Source organism: Sulfurimonas sp. (assembly GCF_028694605.1).
Lineage (GTDB): Bacteria > Campylobacterota > Campylobacteria > Campylobacterales > Sulfurimonadaceae > Sulfurimonas.
On record NZ_JAQVKP010000021.1, the window covers coordinates 1 to 17,758 of the forward strand.

Below are 17,758 nucleotides of genomic sequence, written 5' to 3' on the forward strand. Positions count from 1 at the left end.
TTCGTTATTAAAGTCTGTTTACTTGCTTAGTTTTCAATGATCTCAAACTACCCTGAAACTTCGTTACAAAGCCTCTTGAAACCTAAACTTTAGGTCTCTGTGTTTGTGGATGGGAATTATAGGGAAAGGATTCTTAAAAGTAGATAAAAAAATAAGGAAATCAGATACAATCTGTTCCTGCACTATTTAATATACATGAATAGCCTGTTTCTGGATGCACCCTTATCGTAACATTTCCCTCTGGACTTGTCATTGTAATATCACAATTAGCTGTTAATAAGTTAGAGTATGGTGGGTTTGTTCCTGTACTTACGGAGGCAGCATATGGTCTTCCTAGATTATCAAAAAAAATTTCTCTCCAACCAACTGTATCACAAGTTGTATTAATACTATTAATTTGATAATTTTTAGTTAAATCCATTTTTTCATTATTTTTAAGATCACCAGCTATATCACCAATATATAAATATTTTCCACTAAGAGCATCTAATGCTGGTTCAGTATGAGTAGAAGTATCAATATTTCCTTCTCTATCTTTATCTGTAAAAACAGCATAATGAATTTCACTTGAATTGCTAGTATAAAATCTTATTCTCCAAAATTCTTTATACCACTTACCATCATTTGTTGCGTCATAACCTGGATTTGCTTTAAAATTTGTATCATTTGGATCAAACTTATCATCAACTATCGCTAAATGCTGTGCGTATCTTATATGAGATAAAACTTGGGTTGCGGCCTCTTGCAGTTTATTGGAGCCGGTTCTTGGCATAATGACTGCTGCTAGTATGCCGATAACGACGATAACAAAAATAAGCTCAATCATAGTAAATGCTTTTTTCATTTTTAATCCAATACGATACATTTACTCTAAGTATAACAGAAAGATTTGAAAATAATGAAATATTTATGCGGCAACTCTAAGAAGAAGTGTTTGAAGGGGTTCAGAGAGAAACAATCTCTCTGAAATTTAGGAGAAAACTAGAGGTTTTCTGCTTTTTTGACATCATATAAGATGTCATCCATAGGATGTCTGTACATAGGCATTCCGAGGCGTTTTTCATCTAGGATGTGACCTATAAAGCCGATGCTTCTTCCTAAAATAAAGAATGCGTTTAGTGCGCCTGCATTGATAAATACATCGATTTCCTCGTCTGTATATCCTAATGCTCTCCACATATCAACCATCAAGATACCGATAGTACCGTCAACATTGAGAATCAAGTTCTCTTTTTTAGATGTTGTCAACTGTTCAACCGTTAGTGCATAATCAAGAAGCGGAGTTGACGGGAAGTTTGCCGCCGCAAATTTCTTTAGTCCTTCAACACGTAAGTCCGGGTTTTTAAGAGACTTAATTCTGTGTCCGATACCCGGGATTGGGATTCCCTCTTTTTTCATATGGTTTAGGAAATCATTTGGCGATAATTTGTTATCGTTTGCATACTTAAAGTATTTTGCCGCATCATCAATTGCGCCGCCAAATCTTGGTCCGATTGTTAAAAGTCCGGAGATAAGTGAACTGATAACATCTTTGCCTGCTCTTGCCGTTACTTTTGCGTTGTGTGCGCCAGAAACTGCCGGACCATGGTCTGCAACTGTCTTTAGAACTGTCTCCAAAAAGTCAACTGCCCATCTTGGATAGCGTTTTTTGAACCACAAAATACTCATAACATCGCCGATAGTAAAGCCTGTATCCGGTGTTGCAACCGAGCTGATTGGGTAACCGCAATAGTGTGCTTCATCTCCTCTGTCATCAGAAATCGTACAGATAAACTGCTTGCTTCTTCTTACTTTTGGACAAACATTCATATCCGGCTCAGCGATATCTTTAATGATACCTTTTGCATGAAGTTCATGATATACCGCACTGATAATCTCCGGAAGGTCGTTAAATGATGCAGGTACACGAATACCAACCTCTTTCATCGCTCTGTTTTTTGCTTCTGCCGTCTCCATGTCGCCGTTTGCAGATGCTCCTGCGTGACCAAACTGTACGCCGCTGTCATAATACTTAGCGATAGTTCCGATACACCATGCGATAATCGGCTTTTTAATCTGTCCGTTTTTTACCGCTTCAATAACTTTGTACTCTTCTGTTCCGCCTACTTCACCCAAAAGAAGCATGTATTTTACTTCAGGGTTTGCTTCCATTCTAAGAAGGTTATCTATGAAAACTGAACCGACAAATCTGTCTCCCCCGATAGCAACACCCTCTGCGATACCATCTGCGTTGATAGCGATGATGTTTGAGAGTTCGTTAAAAAGACCGCCTGAACGAGTTACAAGTCCGCATGAACCCGCACGGTGAAGTTTTGACTGAACGATATTTTCAATTGTTCCGCCGATATTTGCGATTTTGAATGCACCCGGAGCGATTGCACCGACTGTTGCAGGTCCGATAACGATAACGTTTTTCGCTTTTGCAGTTGCATTCATCTTTCTAGCCAGTCTCTCAGGAATACCTTCAGCCGTTACCATGATAGAAGAGAAACCGCCGATTTCAAGTGCTTCCATCGTCACATCATAAGCTGTTCTAAAAGATGCAAAGTTCAAAAGAACATCAGCTTGAGGCTGCGCTGCTTTTGCTTCCGTTGTATTTCTATAAAGAGGGATCATAATCTCATCTGGTCCATAGAAGAATTTCTCAAATTTTGAGCCACTTGTAGGTGCAACGATAGCAGCTACTGACGGTTTTGCTCTTTTGATAGTGTAGTCATAATCTAACATTCTTTGAATAGCACTTGCGTTGTTATTCCAAAAAATTGCTTGTGTCTCTCTTGTATATAATTGCGCCATCTCTAATCCTTACTTTGTTAATGCCATACGCACGATATCTGTTACATGCGTTTCAGGTCCGTAAACTTCGATATAAAGCCCTAGTCTATCTGCTGCTTCTTTGATATCTTTGAGACCTTTTTCATAGTTTGGTCCACCGCGTCTTACATAAATCTTGATGCCTACTGCTTTCATTTTGTCAGCATAATTTTCAAATGCTTGGATAATCCCCGTAAATGTTTTTGCAACATCCGTAAAGTTTGCAATCGCACCGCCGATGATAAGAACTTTATCTCTGCCTTGTGCATCTTTGCCTCTTGTCATAAGGTCTAGGATAGTCTCAGCATAGAACTTTGTCTCGCTTGTAGTCGGTCCGCCGCTGTACTCACCGTAATTTGCAAGATCCTCGATACCTGCCAAATCTGCGATTGTGTCGGCATAAACAACCGAGGCACCGCCGCCTGCAACCATCGTCCAAACTCTAGCTTCCGGTTTTAAGATAGTAAGTTTAAGTGAAGCACCTGACTTGCTGTCTGCATCTTCGATAGCTAAAACTTCAGGAGATTTCTCTTCCATACCAAAAGATGTAGGGTACTCAACATCTCCCCACTGCTCTCTCATCAAGAAACCTGCCGTATCGTCAAGTTTTGCAACCATATCTAAAAGTTCGATTTTGTTGCCCTGCATAACAAACGGGTTGATCTCTAAATATGCAAAATTTAGCTCTCTGTATGCTTTGAAAAAGCCGATTGCAAACTCTGCAAACGCCTCTTTGTCTTTTTGTGCCACATCTTTAGGGATGCTTGCACGAATACCCGCTGCTATCTCATCTTCTGTTGCAGTAATAGGAAATCCAACCTCTACAACTTTATCCCAGTTTTCTTCAACTTCCATACCGCCCTCTGCAGACATATAAAGAACATCGTTGTCCCCTACACATGTGGCAGAAATGTAGTACTCCTCTTCTTGAGAGTGTGGAGTAAACGGCTCAACGATAAAGTGAGTAAGCATATCAACTTTTGCTTCGCCATGCGGAGTGTCGCCCTCAAAAGAGAAGTAAACAGACTGCTTTTCGCTTGATTTTTCGTCAATCCAAGATGCTGCTTTTGCCAAAGATACGTCACCCGGTTTTTTATCTCTAAAAAGAACCAAGCCGTTTTTGCCTCTTTTACCAAAAAGCATATCCGGCTTTGCAACCAACGCTTTCTCACCTAACCATGTCTTCTCTTTTGCAGCTTTTTTAAGCTCTGATCCGTTTTGAACCATTACTGTTTCATATGCGTATGTAAAGTTCGGAAAATATTTATCCCAATGCTTAGCCAAAATTGACTTTGCGTCAAATTCTCTAATCGCCTTTTGAGCCATTGCAACTCCCTGTTTTTAATATTTCCAAAATAGTATCACATGTTTTCAAATCTGAGACTATTTGAGGGAGTGAACTGCTCTGTAGATTTAATTTATGTTTATATTTGTAACATTAGCAGAATAAACAATTCTATTTTTGTAACTTATAGTTACATTATCTATGTTTGATGGATTTAGATAGTTTTCATGAAGTAGATACTTGTTGCATTTAGTTACACCGTAAAACTCTAGCCTTCGTGCCATTTTTTTGTTTGTGTTTACGCACTCAACTCCTCTGCTCTTAAGCTCTGCTGCTAGCTCTTTTGCCACATGCATCTTGTAGGTAAAATGTTTTCTAGGTTGCTTTAGTACAGGATAGAGATATTTGTTAAAAAAGACGACCGAACTATTGAGTGCAAGAAAGGCTAAAGAGAGAGTAAAAATAAGTTTGTAAGTTTTTCTAAACTGGTTGAGACGTACTCTGTATGAGTGCTCAAAAGTCTGCGCTACAAGCAAAAGCGAGAGGATAACATAGGGTGCAAAATACTCTATGGCTATTTTTTGTCTAAATGACAAAAGAAGCGACACAACAAGGGCTACTGCCGCAATAAACCAAAGTATATCCAACTCTTTTGTGAGATATCTTCTGTAGAGAACATAAAAAAGATAGACAAAAATAATTGGGGTGAAAATCGCCGCATAAAGACCTAGAGAATCTAAGAAATAGCCTTTTGGTGAGCCATGCATATCTATACCGTAAAGCAAAAGCGAGAGTACCGTGAGTATAAGATTGAATAAAAATAAATTTCTGTTTTTTGTATATAGAGCAAAGAGAGAGATTGCTATAAAAAGATAGACAAAACTGCCTTCAATAAGCATATAAAAAATCAAAAGCGGATAGTAAAAACGTGGTGAAAAACGTTTGTAAAGATATACAAAAAGAAGAAGTCCAAATAGGATAAAACCTGCTTTATTGACAACAATCGCTGAACTCATTACCCCCGGCAAAAGGATAAAAACAAGAAGCAGCCAGAGTCTGTTTCGCTCTATTTTAAGGTACTCTTTGGAGATGCCGTAGAGTAAAAGTGCGCTTATAATGTGCATCACAATCATAGGGAAGCGTAGAGCAAAATCATTTTGTCCAAAAACCAAGAAAGATGTTTTGACAAGAAGCTGTAAAAAAGAGAAATTACCGTTTAAAAGCACTGTTTCATCATAAGAGATAGATAGCTCACCGATTTGAAAACTCAAAAGCAGTGCATCTATCGCTAAAAGAAAAGATAAAACAAGAGGTGTACTCATATCTTTAAAAAGTTGCCTATCATCTCATGCCCATACTGACTCATTATAGATTCCGGATGAAATTGAACGCCATATATCTCTTTGTCTTTGACTTTAAGTGCCATGATTTCGTTGTCATCTGTGCTGTAAGCCGTTGGTTCTATGCTTTTGGGAAGCGACTCTTTTTCTACGATAAGAGAGTGGTATCTCGTCGCTACAAACTCCTCGGGTATGGCATCAAAAATCTTACACTCCCCCGTGCGGTGCATTATGGAAGTTTTACCATGCATCATATTTTTTGCACGAACTACTTTTGCGCCAAAAGCCTGAGCGATACTTTGATGTCCCAAACAGATGCCTAAAATAGGGAGCTTGTCTCTGAAATGCTCAATAACTTGAAGTGTAACGCCTGCATCATCAGGAGTTGCAGGACCCGGAGAGATGATGATTTTTTCTGGATTCAGAGCTTCTATATCCTCAACACTCATCTCGTCATTTCTGATGATTTTCAAATCAGCTCCAAGCTCTCTACAGTACTGAACGATGTTGTATGTAAAACTGTCATAGTTGTCTATCATTAAAATCATTATATATTCCTCATATTTTCATGATGAGATTATACTCTATTTCAACTCTGTATCTGTTTTTGGTTTGTTAAGCTTTGCAGATAGTTTGAGATGTTTATCAGAGCAAAAGTTACTAAAAATATCATAAGTCCCGGGAAAAAACTTACCCACCACGCTATTTCTACAACATCTTTTCCGCTGCTAAGGATTGTACCCCAACTCATCTGCGGTGCTACGATGCCAAGTCCTAAAAAGCTAAGTCCCGATTCCGCCAAAATCGCACCACCAACGCCAAAAGTAAAGCTTACAAAGTAGATGGGCGCTAGCAGCGGAGCGTAGTACTTGAAGAGAATCTTTAGCTTGTTTACTTTTGCAATGTTAAGTATTTTTATGTATGGCTTAGAGGTGATTTGAAAGCTCTCTGAACGGATAAGCCTTGCTGTCGTCATCCAGCCCGTAATGGAGATAATGACTATGAGAACCCATGAGGAAGCATTTACATAGCTCACAAGTGCCAAAAGAAGAAAAAAGGTAGGAAAGGTCAAAAAGAGATCAACCAAAACAACAAAACCATTATCGATAGCACCGCGAAAATAGCCCGCTATAGAACCAAGCAAAAGCCCTATCAAAGAGGCAATGAAAGCGCTTCCGACACCTATGATAAGAGAAACTTTTCCACCCTCTATCAGCCTTGCAAGTATATCTCTGCCAAGCCTGTCCGTACCAAGAGGATACTCTAAAGAGGGTGCAACCAAAATGGCATCGGCTCTTAGTGCGTAAGCATCGACACCATAAACAAAAGAGCCAAAGAATGAGAAAATAACGATAAAAAAAAGAACAAAGACGCTAAATTTTGGCATCTTTCGTACTACTGCTTGATTCCAAGAAGTGTCTGCATCATCTGATCTATGGTTGTGATGATTTTTGAAGCTGCTCCATAGGATGTTTGATACCTGATAAGATTTGCCAGCTCCTCATCGATACTGACTTTGGAAACTGAGGTGTACTCAAGTTCTGTAGCGTTAAACTGCGCTGTGATGGTTTGATTGTTTAAAATCGCCTCATTTGTCCTTACACCAACTTCTGTTGCAACAACATCAAACATACCGTAAAGTGTTGATTTGTAAGAGAGTCCTGCAACATCAAAAGCATACTCTTCAAACTGTTGCTGAACCATATTTAGCGCCAAAGTGTTGTCACCAGAGACCGGGGATTTGCCAGCTACTATGTTTGTAGGATTTTCTCTAAGTTCATTGTTAAGATTAATATTTGAAGCGTTATTACCGTCAAAAAATCTACTAAGACCAAGCGCTCCAGCAAAGTTTGAACTTGAATCAAATCCTGATGTCGAAAAGTTATCCTCTATAGCAAACATATACCCTTTTGCCGCATAAACGCCATCCATAACAAATTCTAAAGAGTTCTCGCCATTTGCATTTGTTGCCCAGTGAAACTGTAGAAAATCATCAACATCATTGTTCGCGTTACCATCAGCATTGTCATCGCTTTGCGCTGCAATCTGTCCCTCTATGGAGTTTGAGCCTGCGACCCCTGTCATGGTTGTAAGGCTATCAATGTTGATACTTTTTCTAGCAGCAATATTTCCGTCTATATCGTAGATAACGATATCAAAAGAGCCATGTTTGATGTTGAGTGAAGTGTCTAAAAGTACCTGTGTTTCACTTATATCAAGCTTGTTGGAGTCCATTCTTGTTGTCGCACCTGAAGCATAAAGATTGTTTGTTGATTCAATAAGTGCCGTAGCGAATGCATTCATCTCATCAATAATTTTTTGCAGTGTCCCATTGGATGGAATTCCAGAGGAGTCACTTAAAATTTTATCGCCTCTCAAATCAAGAATAGCGCCGATTCTCCCACCAGCCACCTTCTCACCCATAGGAATCAAAACACCGTCTTGTCTCTCATAAGAGAGCTCATAAAAACCATTTGAGTTTTGAGCACTTGAAATGTGGATAGGGTGATACGTGCCGCCATCGACGATGTTAAATCCATTTACATTAAGTGTATAGCTTCCGCTGTTTTCACTAGAAGAGCTGTCTATACCGATATTGGACTCAATCTGCCCGTTGATAGAATTAGCACCGATAAGTTTTGCCAAATTTAGTTCTATCAGGTTTCTTTTATCTCTCAAATCATTTGCCGTATAGGCTGTACCCGCCTCTGCAATCTCTATTGAAGTATTGATATCTGCGAGCTGTTTTGCAAGAGAATTGACCTCATCAACGTTTGTTTTAAGCTGCTCGTTTAGTGTTGACTGAAGGTCTATAATCTTACTTTGTGTTGCGACAATACCATTTGAAAGCGCTTCTGTCTGCTTTGCAAGCGCCAATTTTATGGCATCATTGTCGGGATTGTCTGCAAAAGTTTGCCACATATTGAAATACTCTTGCAAATCAGCCTTAATACCGACTCCGTCTATCTCAGGAAAGTAGGTAGAGAGCGTCTCAAGTGTTGTTTTTGTAAAATCAGAGTACTCTTTCTCTGACGATATGCCCGTGTATCTATCATAAACAAAATTATCAAATATCCTAGCAATATCCATAATCTGTGTTCCGCTGCCTACATTGCCCGGCGCCAAAAACAGAGGTGTTGTCGAAGATTGCACAACCCGCTGTCTTGAGTAGCCTTCACTCTCAGCATTCGTAATGTTGTGGCTTGTTGTATTTACTCCCATTTGAGCGGCGCTTAACCCACTATAGCCTACACCCAACGTACTAAATATAGAAGCACCCATCTTATACTCTCACTTTTAAAAATGCTGCCTCTTTGGAAGCAACTTTGCTATACCCTTGCATCTCCGTTGGCATTACTCTTTCTAAAAAAGTGTTGTAAAGATTGCTCACTGCCAAAACAAGCTTCGCATAGCGTTTGTTTGCATCACGAAGATTCTGGAGTTCTTTTTTAAGTTCCCCCAAAGATGTATGTTGTTCCTCATTTAAAAGCTCCGACAGCTCCGTTTTGGGATTTGCTGCGATTAGGAAAGCTATCTCATGGTCAATCATAGCTTTTTTGGCTTCAAAGCTCTTTAGTTTCTCCTCTTTGAGGCCAAGTCTATCAAACTGCGGATTATGATTTGCCATTTTTATATCTTCTATGTCAGATTCTGTAATTGTAATCAAGTCCCTTAAATCACTAAGGGCACTCCGCAAATGATATGAAAGCATACTCTAATCCTTTTCGTTTGGTTTAAAACCTACAATAACTCTTGAGCCATTTTCTCTGAAAGAGCTTGTAAATTTATCTTGTATTCGCCAGACGCCAAAGCCTCTTTAATCTGGTCAACTTTGCTTAAATCACCTTGCTTTGAAACACTAAAACCACTCTTCTGCGTACTCTCTTTGTTTTCGCCAAGGCTATTTGCGTAAGCAGTGCGTATGTTTGCACCATTTAGCTGTGAAATCATCTTCTATCCTTTTCTCTTTCGTTTGTCACTATAATTCTTATCAAACCATATCGGCATAAAAGAGAAAAAATTAAGGACTTAAGGGCGCTTCTGACTTAAAAAGTCATAAAGCATCTGAGAAAATCCAAAACCGCCCGCACTCGCCTTTGCAAGCTCGTCTCGGTACATAGACTTATAGATTTTATCTCCCGGGTCATTTGCATCCGAAAAAATATTTTTCTCATCTTCCATCGTATTATCCATAATCATCTTAATGATAATAGACTCAAAAGCATCGGTCTGCTCTCTCAGTTTTACATCCTCGGCATTTGCATCAATCTTTGGTATTTGCTGCTGCTGCGAAAGGAGCGTGGCTTGGAGGTTTATACTATTTGCGCCGTACATTAGATCAACTTCAATTCAGCAGAGATGCTTCCTGCACTCTTCATGGCTTCTAAGATGGAGATGATATCTTTTGGCGTTGCTCCGAGTTTTTGCAACGATCGAACCAGATTTGCGACCGTTGTTGTTCCTGTTTTTGCATAAATCTCGTTTTCATTAAGCCCTATAATCATATTTTTATCCACCACCATAGAACCGGCAGGCTTACTGACATCATCTTGTTCAGTTATTTTAATGGTAATATCACCGTGAGTCATCATAATTGGCTTGATAAAAATATCAACTCCCGAAACAATCGTCCCCGTACGCTCATTGATAACAATTCTATCTTGCACTTCATGCTCGATATCCAACCCCTGAACCTCTGCTAAAAATTCAATCATAGTTTTGTTTTGCGGTTTTTTGAGCTTAACGGTTCTTGAGTCCATTGCTACGGCAACCTCTGTACTATAGAAGTTGTTGAGACTTTTTTGTATAGAAACACTGTTTTTAAAGTTTGCTTCTTTTAAAGAGAGTGTTACGTACTCTTGGTTATACAAATCAATGGGAATCTCCCTCTCCACCAAGCCGCCCTCATATATAACACCGGTAGTCGGATGTGATTTGTCGGCACCTTTAACATTTCGCCCGCCTATACTCAGTGCACCTTGCGCAAGGGCATAAATCTTTCCATCAACCCCCTTAAGCGGTGTCATCAAAAGCGTTCCGCCCTCAAGAGATTTTGCGTCACCTATGGAAGAGACCGTTATGTTGATTTTATCGCCCTGTCTTGCAAAAGGAGCAAGTTCTGCCGTAACAACAACCGCCGCAACGTTTTTTGACTTAATGTCTATGGGTTTCATATCGATATTCATCGCTTTTAACATGTTTGCTATGGATTGGAGCGTAAATTTTGAGGTTGTGCCATCACCCGTTTTTTCAAGACCTACAACTAAAGAGTATCCAATGAGGTGGTTATCCCTCACTCCGACAATATTGGCAACATCGTCTATCTTTGCGCCAAAGAGTGTTGAGAGAGTAAGTAAAAATAGAATAATTGTTCGCATAATACATCCTTAACTAGGACATTTCAAGCAACTACTATTCCAATTTTAACTGAAGTAATAAGTGAGTGATGTATTTCCAAATTTTTTTGATTTTTTCATAGTGAAGATGCCGATATTTTGCGGCAGTTCAAGAGTACTCATATGCTCTATAATTATGAGTTTTACGCACTCTTTTGGAAGTGAGGCGATAAGCGCGATGGTTTTATCGTAGATATCTTCCATCCCATCACGTATGCTAAAAGGCGGGTCGATGTAAAAGTATGCATCCTCACCCTTTCTTTGAAGCGCTTTAACCACTAAAGCGATATTTGAGAAGGTATCGCCGCTATAGACTTCACACATAGACGGGTCAGTTTGCGCAATGTTTGCTTTGAGAATCTTAAGTGCCTCGTTATCACGCTCCATAAAAATGATTTTTTTAGCACCGCGACTAAGCGCTTCAAGCCCGACAGAGCCGCTTCCTGAAAAAAGTTCCACAAAAGTGGCATCAATGATATCAAACTGAATAGTGTTGAAAAAGGACTCTAAAACTATAGCTTTGGAGCTTCTTGTCGTTGTTTTTGAGGGGAGTTTTAAAACCTTGTTTTTAAATCTTCCGGCTACTATCTTTTTGGTCATCGGACTACTTTTCATAAAACGCTCGCACTGCTCTTAAAATATTGTCTTGATACTCTTTTGTCAACACCTCTATGCGTTTTTGCAAAATAGCAAAATCCAGATGCTCTTCATCATCCTCTTCATAAGCTAAATGCAACTTTGTAAAAGGCGTTTCTTGCGTACCATGCAACACACCACAGCGCTTCTCTAACGCCAAAATAAGTTGTGCTTTTGAAAAAGGTTTCATTAAATCTGCATCTTTTGCACTTGAAATATAAAAATTTCTTTCATCGTTTGGCATTTTTATATCCCGAACCACGATATCGCAATTTTTTAAAGAGCTAAGATGCTTCTGCAAAAAAATTTCCAGTGATTTTTGCAAAAGCGGCGATTTGCACTCAACAGCTACTCTCAAAAAGACCCCTTGCAGATTTTATTTTTGCGAAAGTATAACATTAAACTTCTTTCATAACCTCTGTTTGTGAACGATTCTGCAACGGAAGGGTCAAATCTAGCTTGCTAGATTTGGGGTACCCACCGTGAAGCCTAAGAGAATAAACAGAGGTTATGAAAGAAGTCTATTTTATAAATATCTCTCTATGCTATAACGCAAATCTTCGTCCAAATCTGTTATATTTGAGAGTACCCACTCCAGATATCCTCTCTCATACATCGCAATCTCTTCTATATAACGACCGCTATATTTGCCAAAATCAAGTTTTGCGACAAGCACATTTTTTTTAGTAAGTTTTACAAGCTCTTCATATCCTTTTATCTCCAAAAGATACTCATAGAGAAGTTTGGTAAAGAGTGCATCGCTTAGTGCATTGTGCGGAACAATATTGCACTCATTTTTAAGTTGTGGATAGCGCAATGCCTCTTTTTTTTCCTCTTTGTAGAGTTTAAGCTCATAGCGTAAAAACTGTAGAGAAAAGTAGTCGCACTCCGGTATGAGATGCTTGGTTACTCTAAGCGTGTCGATGCTATTGCCCATCCAGACAAACCCGCTCCTAAGAAGCATTTTCATATCAAAGTTCACGTTATGCGCTATTAGCGTTGCATCTGCATGGTTATGTTCTTGCAAAAATTTCCATGCCGTACTCTCTTTAAGAGGTGGTTTGCCTTGAAGCATTTCGTTGGTAATGTGGTTGATGCTTGAAGCTTTTGGGGAAATCTTTTTACCCTCATTTATAAGTTCATAAACCGAAAAAAGCTCATTTTCGCCAACACCGATAAGACCGATAGAGCAGATTTTATCGCCACCCTCCAAGCCTGTTGTCTCTACATCCAAAAATATCAGCAAATTTCACTCAACATTTTGAAAAGATTCTAACATAACATAATAATGTTCAAGCGTCATAAAACTCTTCTCAAAACGAAACCGAATGATAAACTCCACTACTTTGTCTTTGAGTAGAGTATCAACACTTTCAGCTTTTCCAAAGTAGCCCAAAGAGACATTTTTGCTCTTTACAACCGCATCTTTGTCATAGCCAATGGCGAGTATCTGAAGGTATTTTCCCTTTTTTACCTCTCCCAAATTCTCACTTTGAAGTGATGCGCCTGAGAGGTTTATAGCTTTAAAGTTGAAAAGCTCGCTGAAATCATCCACTTTTTGATGGATACCAAGTTCAGTATAAAGAGTTTGCAGTATAGCCAAGTTGTCTTTTCTGGCACGCTCGTAACTTGAGATTTTATTGGTTAAACTTTTCAATCTATCTAAGGCTGAACTCATCGTTTTTCCTATGTTGACTTAGTGGATTATACCAAAAACACGAACTATTTTAGATACAATTTCAAACTTCAATCACAAAGATAAATATGGACTACTTACAAATAAAAAAAACCAATCCTCTGCACGGAGAGATAAAAATTTCAGGTGCAAAAAATGCCGCTCTTCCGCTTATCGCAATGACGATACTTGCTAAAAACAGAGTTACTATAAAAAATTTACCTCACGTGGCAGATATCAAAACTCTTTTAAAACTTCTCTCAAATCTCGGAGCAGGGTGTGTCTCCGAGTGGGGGGAAGAGGCAAGCACAACCATAGATACCAGAACCCTAACGCAAACAAAAGCAACCTATGACATCGTCAGAACCATGCGTGCTTCCATCCTTGTACTTGGTCCGATTTTGGCAAGATTTGGGCATTGTGAAGTCTCTTTGCCGGGGGGATGTGCCATAGGACAGCGACCGGTTGACTTGCACCTCAAAGCACTTGAACAGATGGGGGCAGTTATCAACATCGAGGCCGGCTATATCCATGCTATCGCACCAGAAGGGCTTCATGGATGCAATATCATCTTTGACAAAATAACCGTTACGGGAACAGCCAACATAGTTATGGCAGCAGCTCTTGCAAAGGGAGTGACAACCATAACAAACGCCGCAAGAGAGCCGGAGGTTGTACAGCTTTGTGAGATACTAAATGCAAGCGGCGTTAAGATAGAAGGTATCGCAACAGCCATCTTGACTATCCACGGAACAAACGGTGCGCTTTTAGAGATAGAGCCATTTAGTGTTATACCAGATCGCATCGAAGCCGGTACATACCTTTGTGCAGGTGCTATCACAAGATCGGAACTTACTCTTAAAAATGCAAATGCAAAACATCTAGGCGCTGTACTCTCTAAGCTTGAAGAGATGGGAAGCAAATTTACCATTACAGAAAACTCCATAACCATCCATCCCTCAGAAGTTATAAAGCATGTCAAAATAGTCACACAAGAGTATCCCGCATTTCCAACAGATATGCAGGCACAGTTTTTGGCTCTTGCAACACAGGCAGACGGTACCTCTATCATAGAAGAGAGACTTTTTGAAAACCGTTTTATGCACGTGAGTGAACTTCAAAGAATGGGCGCAGATATTTCACTCAACGGAAATATTGCTACCGTCAACGGAAAATCAAAATTAAGCGGAACGGACGTTATGGCAACAGACTTGCGTGCATCAAGTGCACTTGTCCTAGCAGGTCTTGTGGCAGATGGCGTAACATCCGTGCACCGCATCTACCACCTAGACCGCGGCTACGACTCGCTAGAGAAGAAGCTTCAAGCAGTAGGGGCGGATATACAGAGATTAAGGGAGTAGATTATTTCTCAAAAATAATCATCTCGTAGATACTTTTTTTCGCCACTAGTGCCTTGTCTCTGGAAATGGCTTGGGAGTTTTTTGCTCTTAAGAGCTCCTCTCGCAAATCGAGCATATCTTTTTCCATGCCATCAACACTCTCTTTAAGTCGCAAGATGATATCAACTCCTGCCAAGTTCACGCCAAGATCACGAGTAAGCCGCAAAATAAGCTTAATTCTGTCGATGTCCCTTTGGGAGTAGAGTCTTATCTTGCCGCTTGACCTTGAGGGAGCAAGAAGATTTTCTCTCTCATACTGCCTAAGTGTTTGCGGATGGATATCTAAAATCTTTGCCACTATACTTATAAGATAGACCGGCTCATCGTACTGGTGCATCATCTCTTACTCCTTCGGTAATTTTTCTTTCATAAGCTCTGCTAGTTTTGAATCCAGCTCTTCTGCTTTTGGCAAGATGATATTTGCCTCAAGATAGAGGTTACCCCGCTCTTTTGTTTTACGGTTCATCGCTCCCATCTCTTTAACACGAAATCTCTGTCCATTTTTGGTGTTTTGCGGAATTTTAAGCTTTATCTCTCTTTCGAGTGTTTGGATAGCCACCGTATCGCCAAAAAGCGCAGCATAAAGCGGCACATCAAAGCGTTTTACCAAGTCATCATTTTCTCTGGTATATTCAGGGTTAGAGGCAACATTTATCTTTAAAAAAAGGTCTCCTGCACGCCCGCCCTGAGCGTGTCCTTTGCCTTTTACGCGCATCTTCTCGCCGCTGTTGACACCTGCTGGAATCTTAATGTCAAAGCGTTCGCCGTTAACCGCAACTGAGTGAGAACCACCCAAAATAGAGACGCTAAAAGGGATAGTGACGCTTGTTTCTATGTCAAGATTTGGCTGCTGTCTCTGTTGTGAAAAACCGCCAAAGCCGCCTCCACCGCCAAATCCCCCGCCGCTAAAGCCGCCAAAGCCACCGCCTGAAAACATACTGCGCAAAATCTCATCCAAATCTGCCCCGCCGCCACCGTGTGAACGAGAGAAATCATGGAAATTCTGCCCGCCAAACATGCTGTCGCCATGCGCATCGTATTGCGCTTTTTTCTGTTTGTCGCTGAGTATCTCATAAGCCGCGTTAATCTCTTTGAACTTATCCTCCGCACCTTTGTCTTTGTTTACATCCGGATGGTACTGTCTTGCTAATTTTCTATACGCTTTTTTAATCTCTGCTTCACTTGCGTTCTCTGATATTTCTAATGTTTCATATAATGATTTGCCCATGGTGATATCCTATAAAATAATTAAGCGAGATTATATCACAAGGGTTGAGTGGATGTCAATCAACCCTTATGATGATTTTTTAGCTTTTCTATCCTATCTTCGAGTGAGGGGTGGGTGCTAAAGAGTGCCGCAAATCCCTTGCCGTTGATGCCAAAAGCCTTGATAGCTTCGGGTAAGTGCGGCTCATCATTGCTTCTTCTAAGAGCTTCTAGTGCAGCTATCATGTTTTGCGTACTTGAGAGATTTGCCCCTGCCTCATCGGCTCTGTACTCTCTATATCTTGAAAATGCCATCACTACCATAGATGCCAAAACACCCAAAACTATCTCCGCCGCAACACTTGCTATCATGTAGCCTATACCTACGCCCTCATTCCTGTTTTTGAGTATTACCCTATCGACCACATAACCGATAATACGGGCAAAAAAGACCACAAAGGTATTTACCACGCCTTGCAGAAGCGTGAGTGTTACCATATCGCCGTTGGCAACATGCCCTATCTCATGTCCTAAAACCGCTTCGACCTCTTTTTGGTTCATGCTTCCTAGAAGCCCGCGGCTCACCGCAACCAAAGCATCGTTTTTAAAAGCACCGGTTGCAAAAGCATTTGGGCTCATATCTTCAAAAATCGCAACTTCAGGCATTTTTATACCGGCTTTATGTGATAGTCTAGCCACGGTATCTACCAACCAAAACTCATCTTGGTTTGATGGGTTTGTTATAACTACGGCACCGACAGACATCTTTGCCATCTGCTTTGACATAAGCAAAGAGATAATCGAACCGCTAAAGCCCACTATTGCGGAAAAAAGAAAAAGCGTAGGCAAATCTATGCCATTTGCACTCAAGAACTTATCCGCTCCAAGAACTCTTACAACTATACCAATGACAACCATAACAGCTATATTTGTAAGTAAAAAAAGCCCAACTCTTTTGAACATCATCTATTCCTTGATTTTTTAAAAAATTATAATAAGAGTAGATTAATAGATAACTCATACAGCAAATTAAGTCTAACACATGTTAATACTTTCACTTAAATAACATCTGTTATCTTGACAATTTCTGGGATATTCTCGATGTCTGAACCACTTTTTCAAATAGTGTTGTTATTTTTTAAACAATTGTCTAATTTTTTGCAAATTGTCTTCAAATTTTTCATAAGATTCACCATTATCTTTTACTGCACTTCTTTCAACAATATCTAAAAAATAAAATCTAGAATCTGCAAGTGATTTTATATATGTGGAAGAGAAGTTAGCATCAGTTGCAACATCTAAATACCATTTGCAAACCGACTTTTCATCGACACCATTAACCACTCTCATTGACATCAATCTTAATAAATCCAATGTTGCATCTTTTTTTGCAACCGCCATTCCAAATACTAAATTTCTTTCACCTGTCCATTTATCGGCAAGCACATCTCTACAGCCATTATAAATCCAATCTTTTTGTAGGTCATAAGGCTCTTTAGTTGTTTGTTCATTTCCATATACCAAACTTATAAGACTCACGATTAAAATTAATTTTTTCATAAAATCACCTCGTATACAAATTTTATATTTTTACGATATTTGATATCAAAAATAATCATGTCCATTCCTAATGCGAAGTTTTGGAATGATTAAGCAAGTAAGATAGTTTTTTCAAAATTCTGAATTTTCAAAAATACCATTTATATAAGCCAATTTCTCATAGCTACAAAATTCGCTGTTTTTAAATAGGCTTCCTGTTTCCAGATATGATCTTGCCCGACAAGCCCCACCACATAGTAATTTTATAGGGCATACGCTGCACTCTTCATTTGTTAAAGATGAAAAACTTGAAACTTCTTTAAAAATCTTAGAATTTAAAATACTCAACTTTCGCACATAAAACCCAGCTCTTTTTTGGTGTAAGCACCGATAACAGCGACAAGATGTTGTAATTCCTTTGAAGTCTTGAGATTTTTATGGATATTGGCTATGTTGGTAAGGATTTG

The 17,758-nt window shown here is 39.5% G+C and carries 21 protein-coding genes; 1 reads left to right on the top strand and 20 read right to left on the bottom strand.

From position 1 onward, the window contains the following. Positions 1-160 precede the first annotated feature (160 nt). The 15 genes from PHY84_RS10880 to PHY84_RS10950 form a co-directional block, all read right to left on the bottom strand. A complete protein-coding gene (locus tag PHY84_RS10880) occupies positions 161-844 on the bottom strand; it encodes a type II secretion system protein (protein WP_299859724.1) in 684 nt (227 codons plus the stop codon). Positions 845-981: 137 nt separating this feature from the next. Then, positions 982-2,796 carry a citrate/2-methylcitrate synthase gene (locus tag PHY84_RS10885; protein WP_299859725.1) on the bottom strand — a complete coding sequence of 605 codons (1,815 nt, stop codon included), beginning with the start codon at positions 2,794-2,796 and terminating at the stop codon, positions 982-984. Positions 2,797-2,805: 9 nt separating this feature from the next. Next, positions 2,806-4,140, bottom strand: coding sequence for an ATP citrate lyase citrate-binding domain-containing protein (locus PHY84_RS10890; protein ID WP_299859726.1), 1,335 nt, complete (start codon positions 4,138-4,140; stop codon positions 2,806-2,808). A gap of 87 nt (positions 4,141-4,227) precedes the next feature. After that, positions 4,228-5,421, bottom strand: a complete 1,194-nt coding sequence (locus PHY84_RS10895; RefSeq protein ID WP_299859728.1) for a hypothetical protein — start codon at positions 5,419-5,421, stop codon at positions 4,228-4,230. Next, a complete protein-coding gene (locus tag PHY84_RS10900; protein WP_299859730.1) occupies positions 5,418-5,987 on the bottom strand; it encodes an aminodeoxychorismate/anthranilate synthase component II in 570 nt (189 codons plus the stop codon). Before PHY84_RS10900 ends, PHY84_RS10895 begins: the two co-directional genes overlap by 4 nt. Positions 5,988-6,028: 41 nt before the next feature. Then, the gene (locus tag PHY84_RS10905) at positions 6,029-6,826 is read right to left on the bottom strand and encodes an ABC transporter permease (RefSeq protein WP_299859732.1); all 798 of its coding nucleotides are present in this window, start codon (positions 6,824-6,826) and stop codon (positions 6,029-6,031) included. A gap of 8 nt (positions 6,827-6,834) precedes the next feature. Then, a complete protein-coding gene (gene flgK / locus PHY84_RS10910) occupies positions 6,835-8,721 on the bottom strand; it encodes a flagellar hook-associated protein FlgK (protein WP_299859734.1) in 1,887 nt (628 codons plus the stop codon). A 1-nt stretch (position 8,722) separates the two neighbouring features. Then, positions 8,723-9,151, bottom strand: a complete 429-nt coding sequence (locus PHY84_RS10915; protein ID WP_299859736.1) for a hypothetical protein — start codon at positions 9,149-9,151, stop codon at positions 8,723-8,725. A gap of 29 nt (positions 9,152-9,180) precedes the next feature. Further along, positions 9,181-9,390 (bottom strand): flagellar biosynthesis anti-sigma factor FlgM, encoded by a 210-nt coding sequence (locus PHY84_RS10920; protein ID WP_299859737.1) that lies wholly within the window; start codon positions 9,388-9,390, stop codon positions 9,181-9,183. Between the two features lie 78 nt (positions 9,391-9,468). Next, a complete protein-coding gene (locus PHY84_RS10925) occupies positions 9,469-9,774 on the bottom strand; it encodes a rod-binding protein (RefSeq protein ID WP_299859738.1) in 306 nt (101 codons plus the stop codon). After that, complete coding sequence (locus PHY84_RS10930) at positions 9,774-10,817, bottom strand: flagellar basal body P-ring protein FlgI (protein ID WP_299859740.1); 1,044 nt, start codon at positions 10,815-10,817, stop codon at positions 9,774-9,776. The genes PHY84_RS10925 and PHY84_RS10930 overlap by 1 nt, the downstream gene beginning before the upstream one ends. A gap of 45 nt (positions 10,818-10,862) precedes the next feature. After that, on the bottom strand, positions 10,863-11,450 hold the full coding sequence (gene rsmD, locus PHY84_RS10935) for a 16S rRNA (guanine(966)-N(2))-methyltransferase RsmD (RefSeq protein ID WP_299859742.1): 588 nt from the start codon (positions 11,448-11,450) through the stop codon (positions 10,863-10,865). Further along, entirely contained in the window at positions 11,440-11,829 is a 390-nt protein-coding gene (locus tag PHY84_RS10940; RefSeq protein ID WP_299859743.1) for a hypothetical protein, read from the bottom strand. The genes rsmD and PHY84_RS10940 overlap by 11 nt, the downstream gene beginning before the upstream one ends. A 168-nt stretch (positions 11,830-11,997) precedes the next feature. Further along, positions 11,998-12,717, bottom strand: a complete 720-nt coding sequence (locus PHY84_RS10945) for an exonuclease domain-containing protein (protein ID WP_299859744.1) — start codon at positions 12,715-12,717, stop codon at positions 11,998-12,000. A 3-nt stretch (positions 12,718-12,720) separates the two neighbouring features. After that, positions 12,721-13,149: a hypothetical protein gene (locus PHY84_RS10950; protein ID WP_299859746.1), complete on the bottom strand. Its 429-nt coding sequence runs from the start codon at positions 13,147-13,149 to the stop codon at positions 12,721-12,723. Between the two features lie 86 nt (positions 13,150-13,235). On the opposite strand from PHY84_RS10950, the gene murA reads away from it, so the two are divergent. Further along, positions 13,236-14,507 (top strand): UDP-N-acetylglucosamine 1-carboxyvinyltransferase, encoded by a 1,272-nt coding sequence (murA, locus tag PHY84_RS10955; protein ID WP_299859748.1) that lies wholly within the window; start codon positions 13,236-13,238, stop codon positions 14,505-14,507. 1 nt (position 14,508) lies between these two features. On the opposite strand, the gene PHY84_RS10960 is transcribed toward murA, so the two are convergent. The 5 genes from PHY84_RS10960 to PHY84_RS11195 all read right to left on the bottom strand — a co-directional run bounded on the left by PHY84_RS10960 (position 14,509) and on the right by PHY84_RS11195 (position 17,705). Continuing rightward, positions 14,509-14,886: a helix-turn-helix transcriptional regulator gene (locus PHY84_RS10960; protein ID WP_299859750.1), complete on the bottom strand. Its 378-nt coding sequence runs from the start codon at positions 14,884-14,886 to the stop codon at positions 14,509-14,511. A 3-nt stretch (positions 14,887-14,889) separates the two neighbouring features. Beyond that, positions 14,890-15,774 (bottom strand): DnaJ C-terminal domain-containing protein, encoded by an 885-nt coding sequence (locus PHY84_RS10965; RefSeq protein WP_299859751.1) that lies wholly within the window; start codon positions 15,772-15,774, stop codon positions 14,890-14,892. 59 nt (positions 15,775-15,833) lie between these two features. Further along, positions 15,834-16,715, bottom strand: coding sequence for a protease HtpX (gene htpX, locus PHY84_RS10970; protein ID WP_299859752.1), 882 nt, complete (start codon positions 16,713-16,715; stop codon positions 15,834-15,836). A gap of 168 nt (positions 16,716-16,883) precedes the next feature. Then, positions 16,884-17,312 (bottom strand): hypothetical protein, encoded by a 429-nt coding sequence (locus tag PHY84_RS10975; protein ID WP_299859754.1) that lies wholly within the window; start codon positions 17,310-17,312, stop codon positions 16,884-16,886. A gap of 111 nt (positions 17,313-17,423) precedes the next feature. Further along, positions 17,424-17,705: an SPASM domain-containing protein gene (locus PHY84_RS11195; RefSeq protein WP_363317911.1), complete on the bottom strand. Its 282-nt coding sequence runs from the start codon at positions 17,703-17,705 to the stop codon at positions 17,424-17,426. Positions 17,706-17,758: the final 53 nt, after the last annotated feature.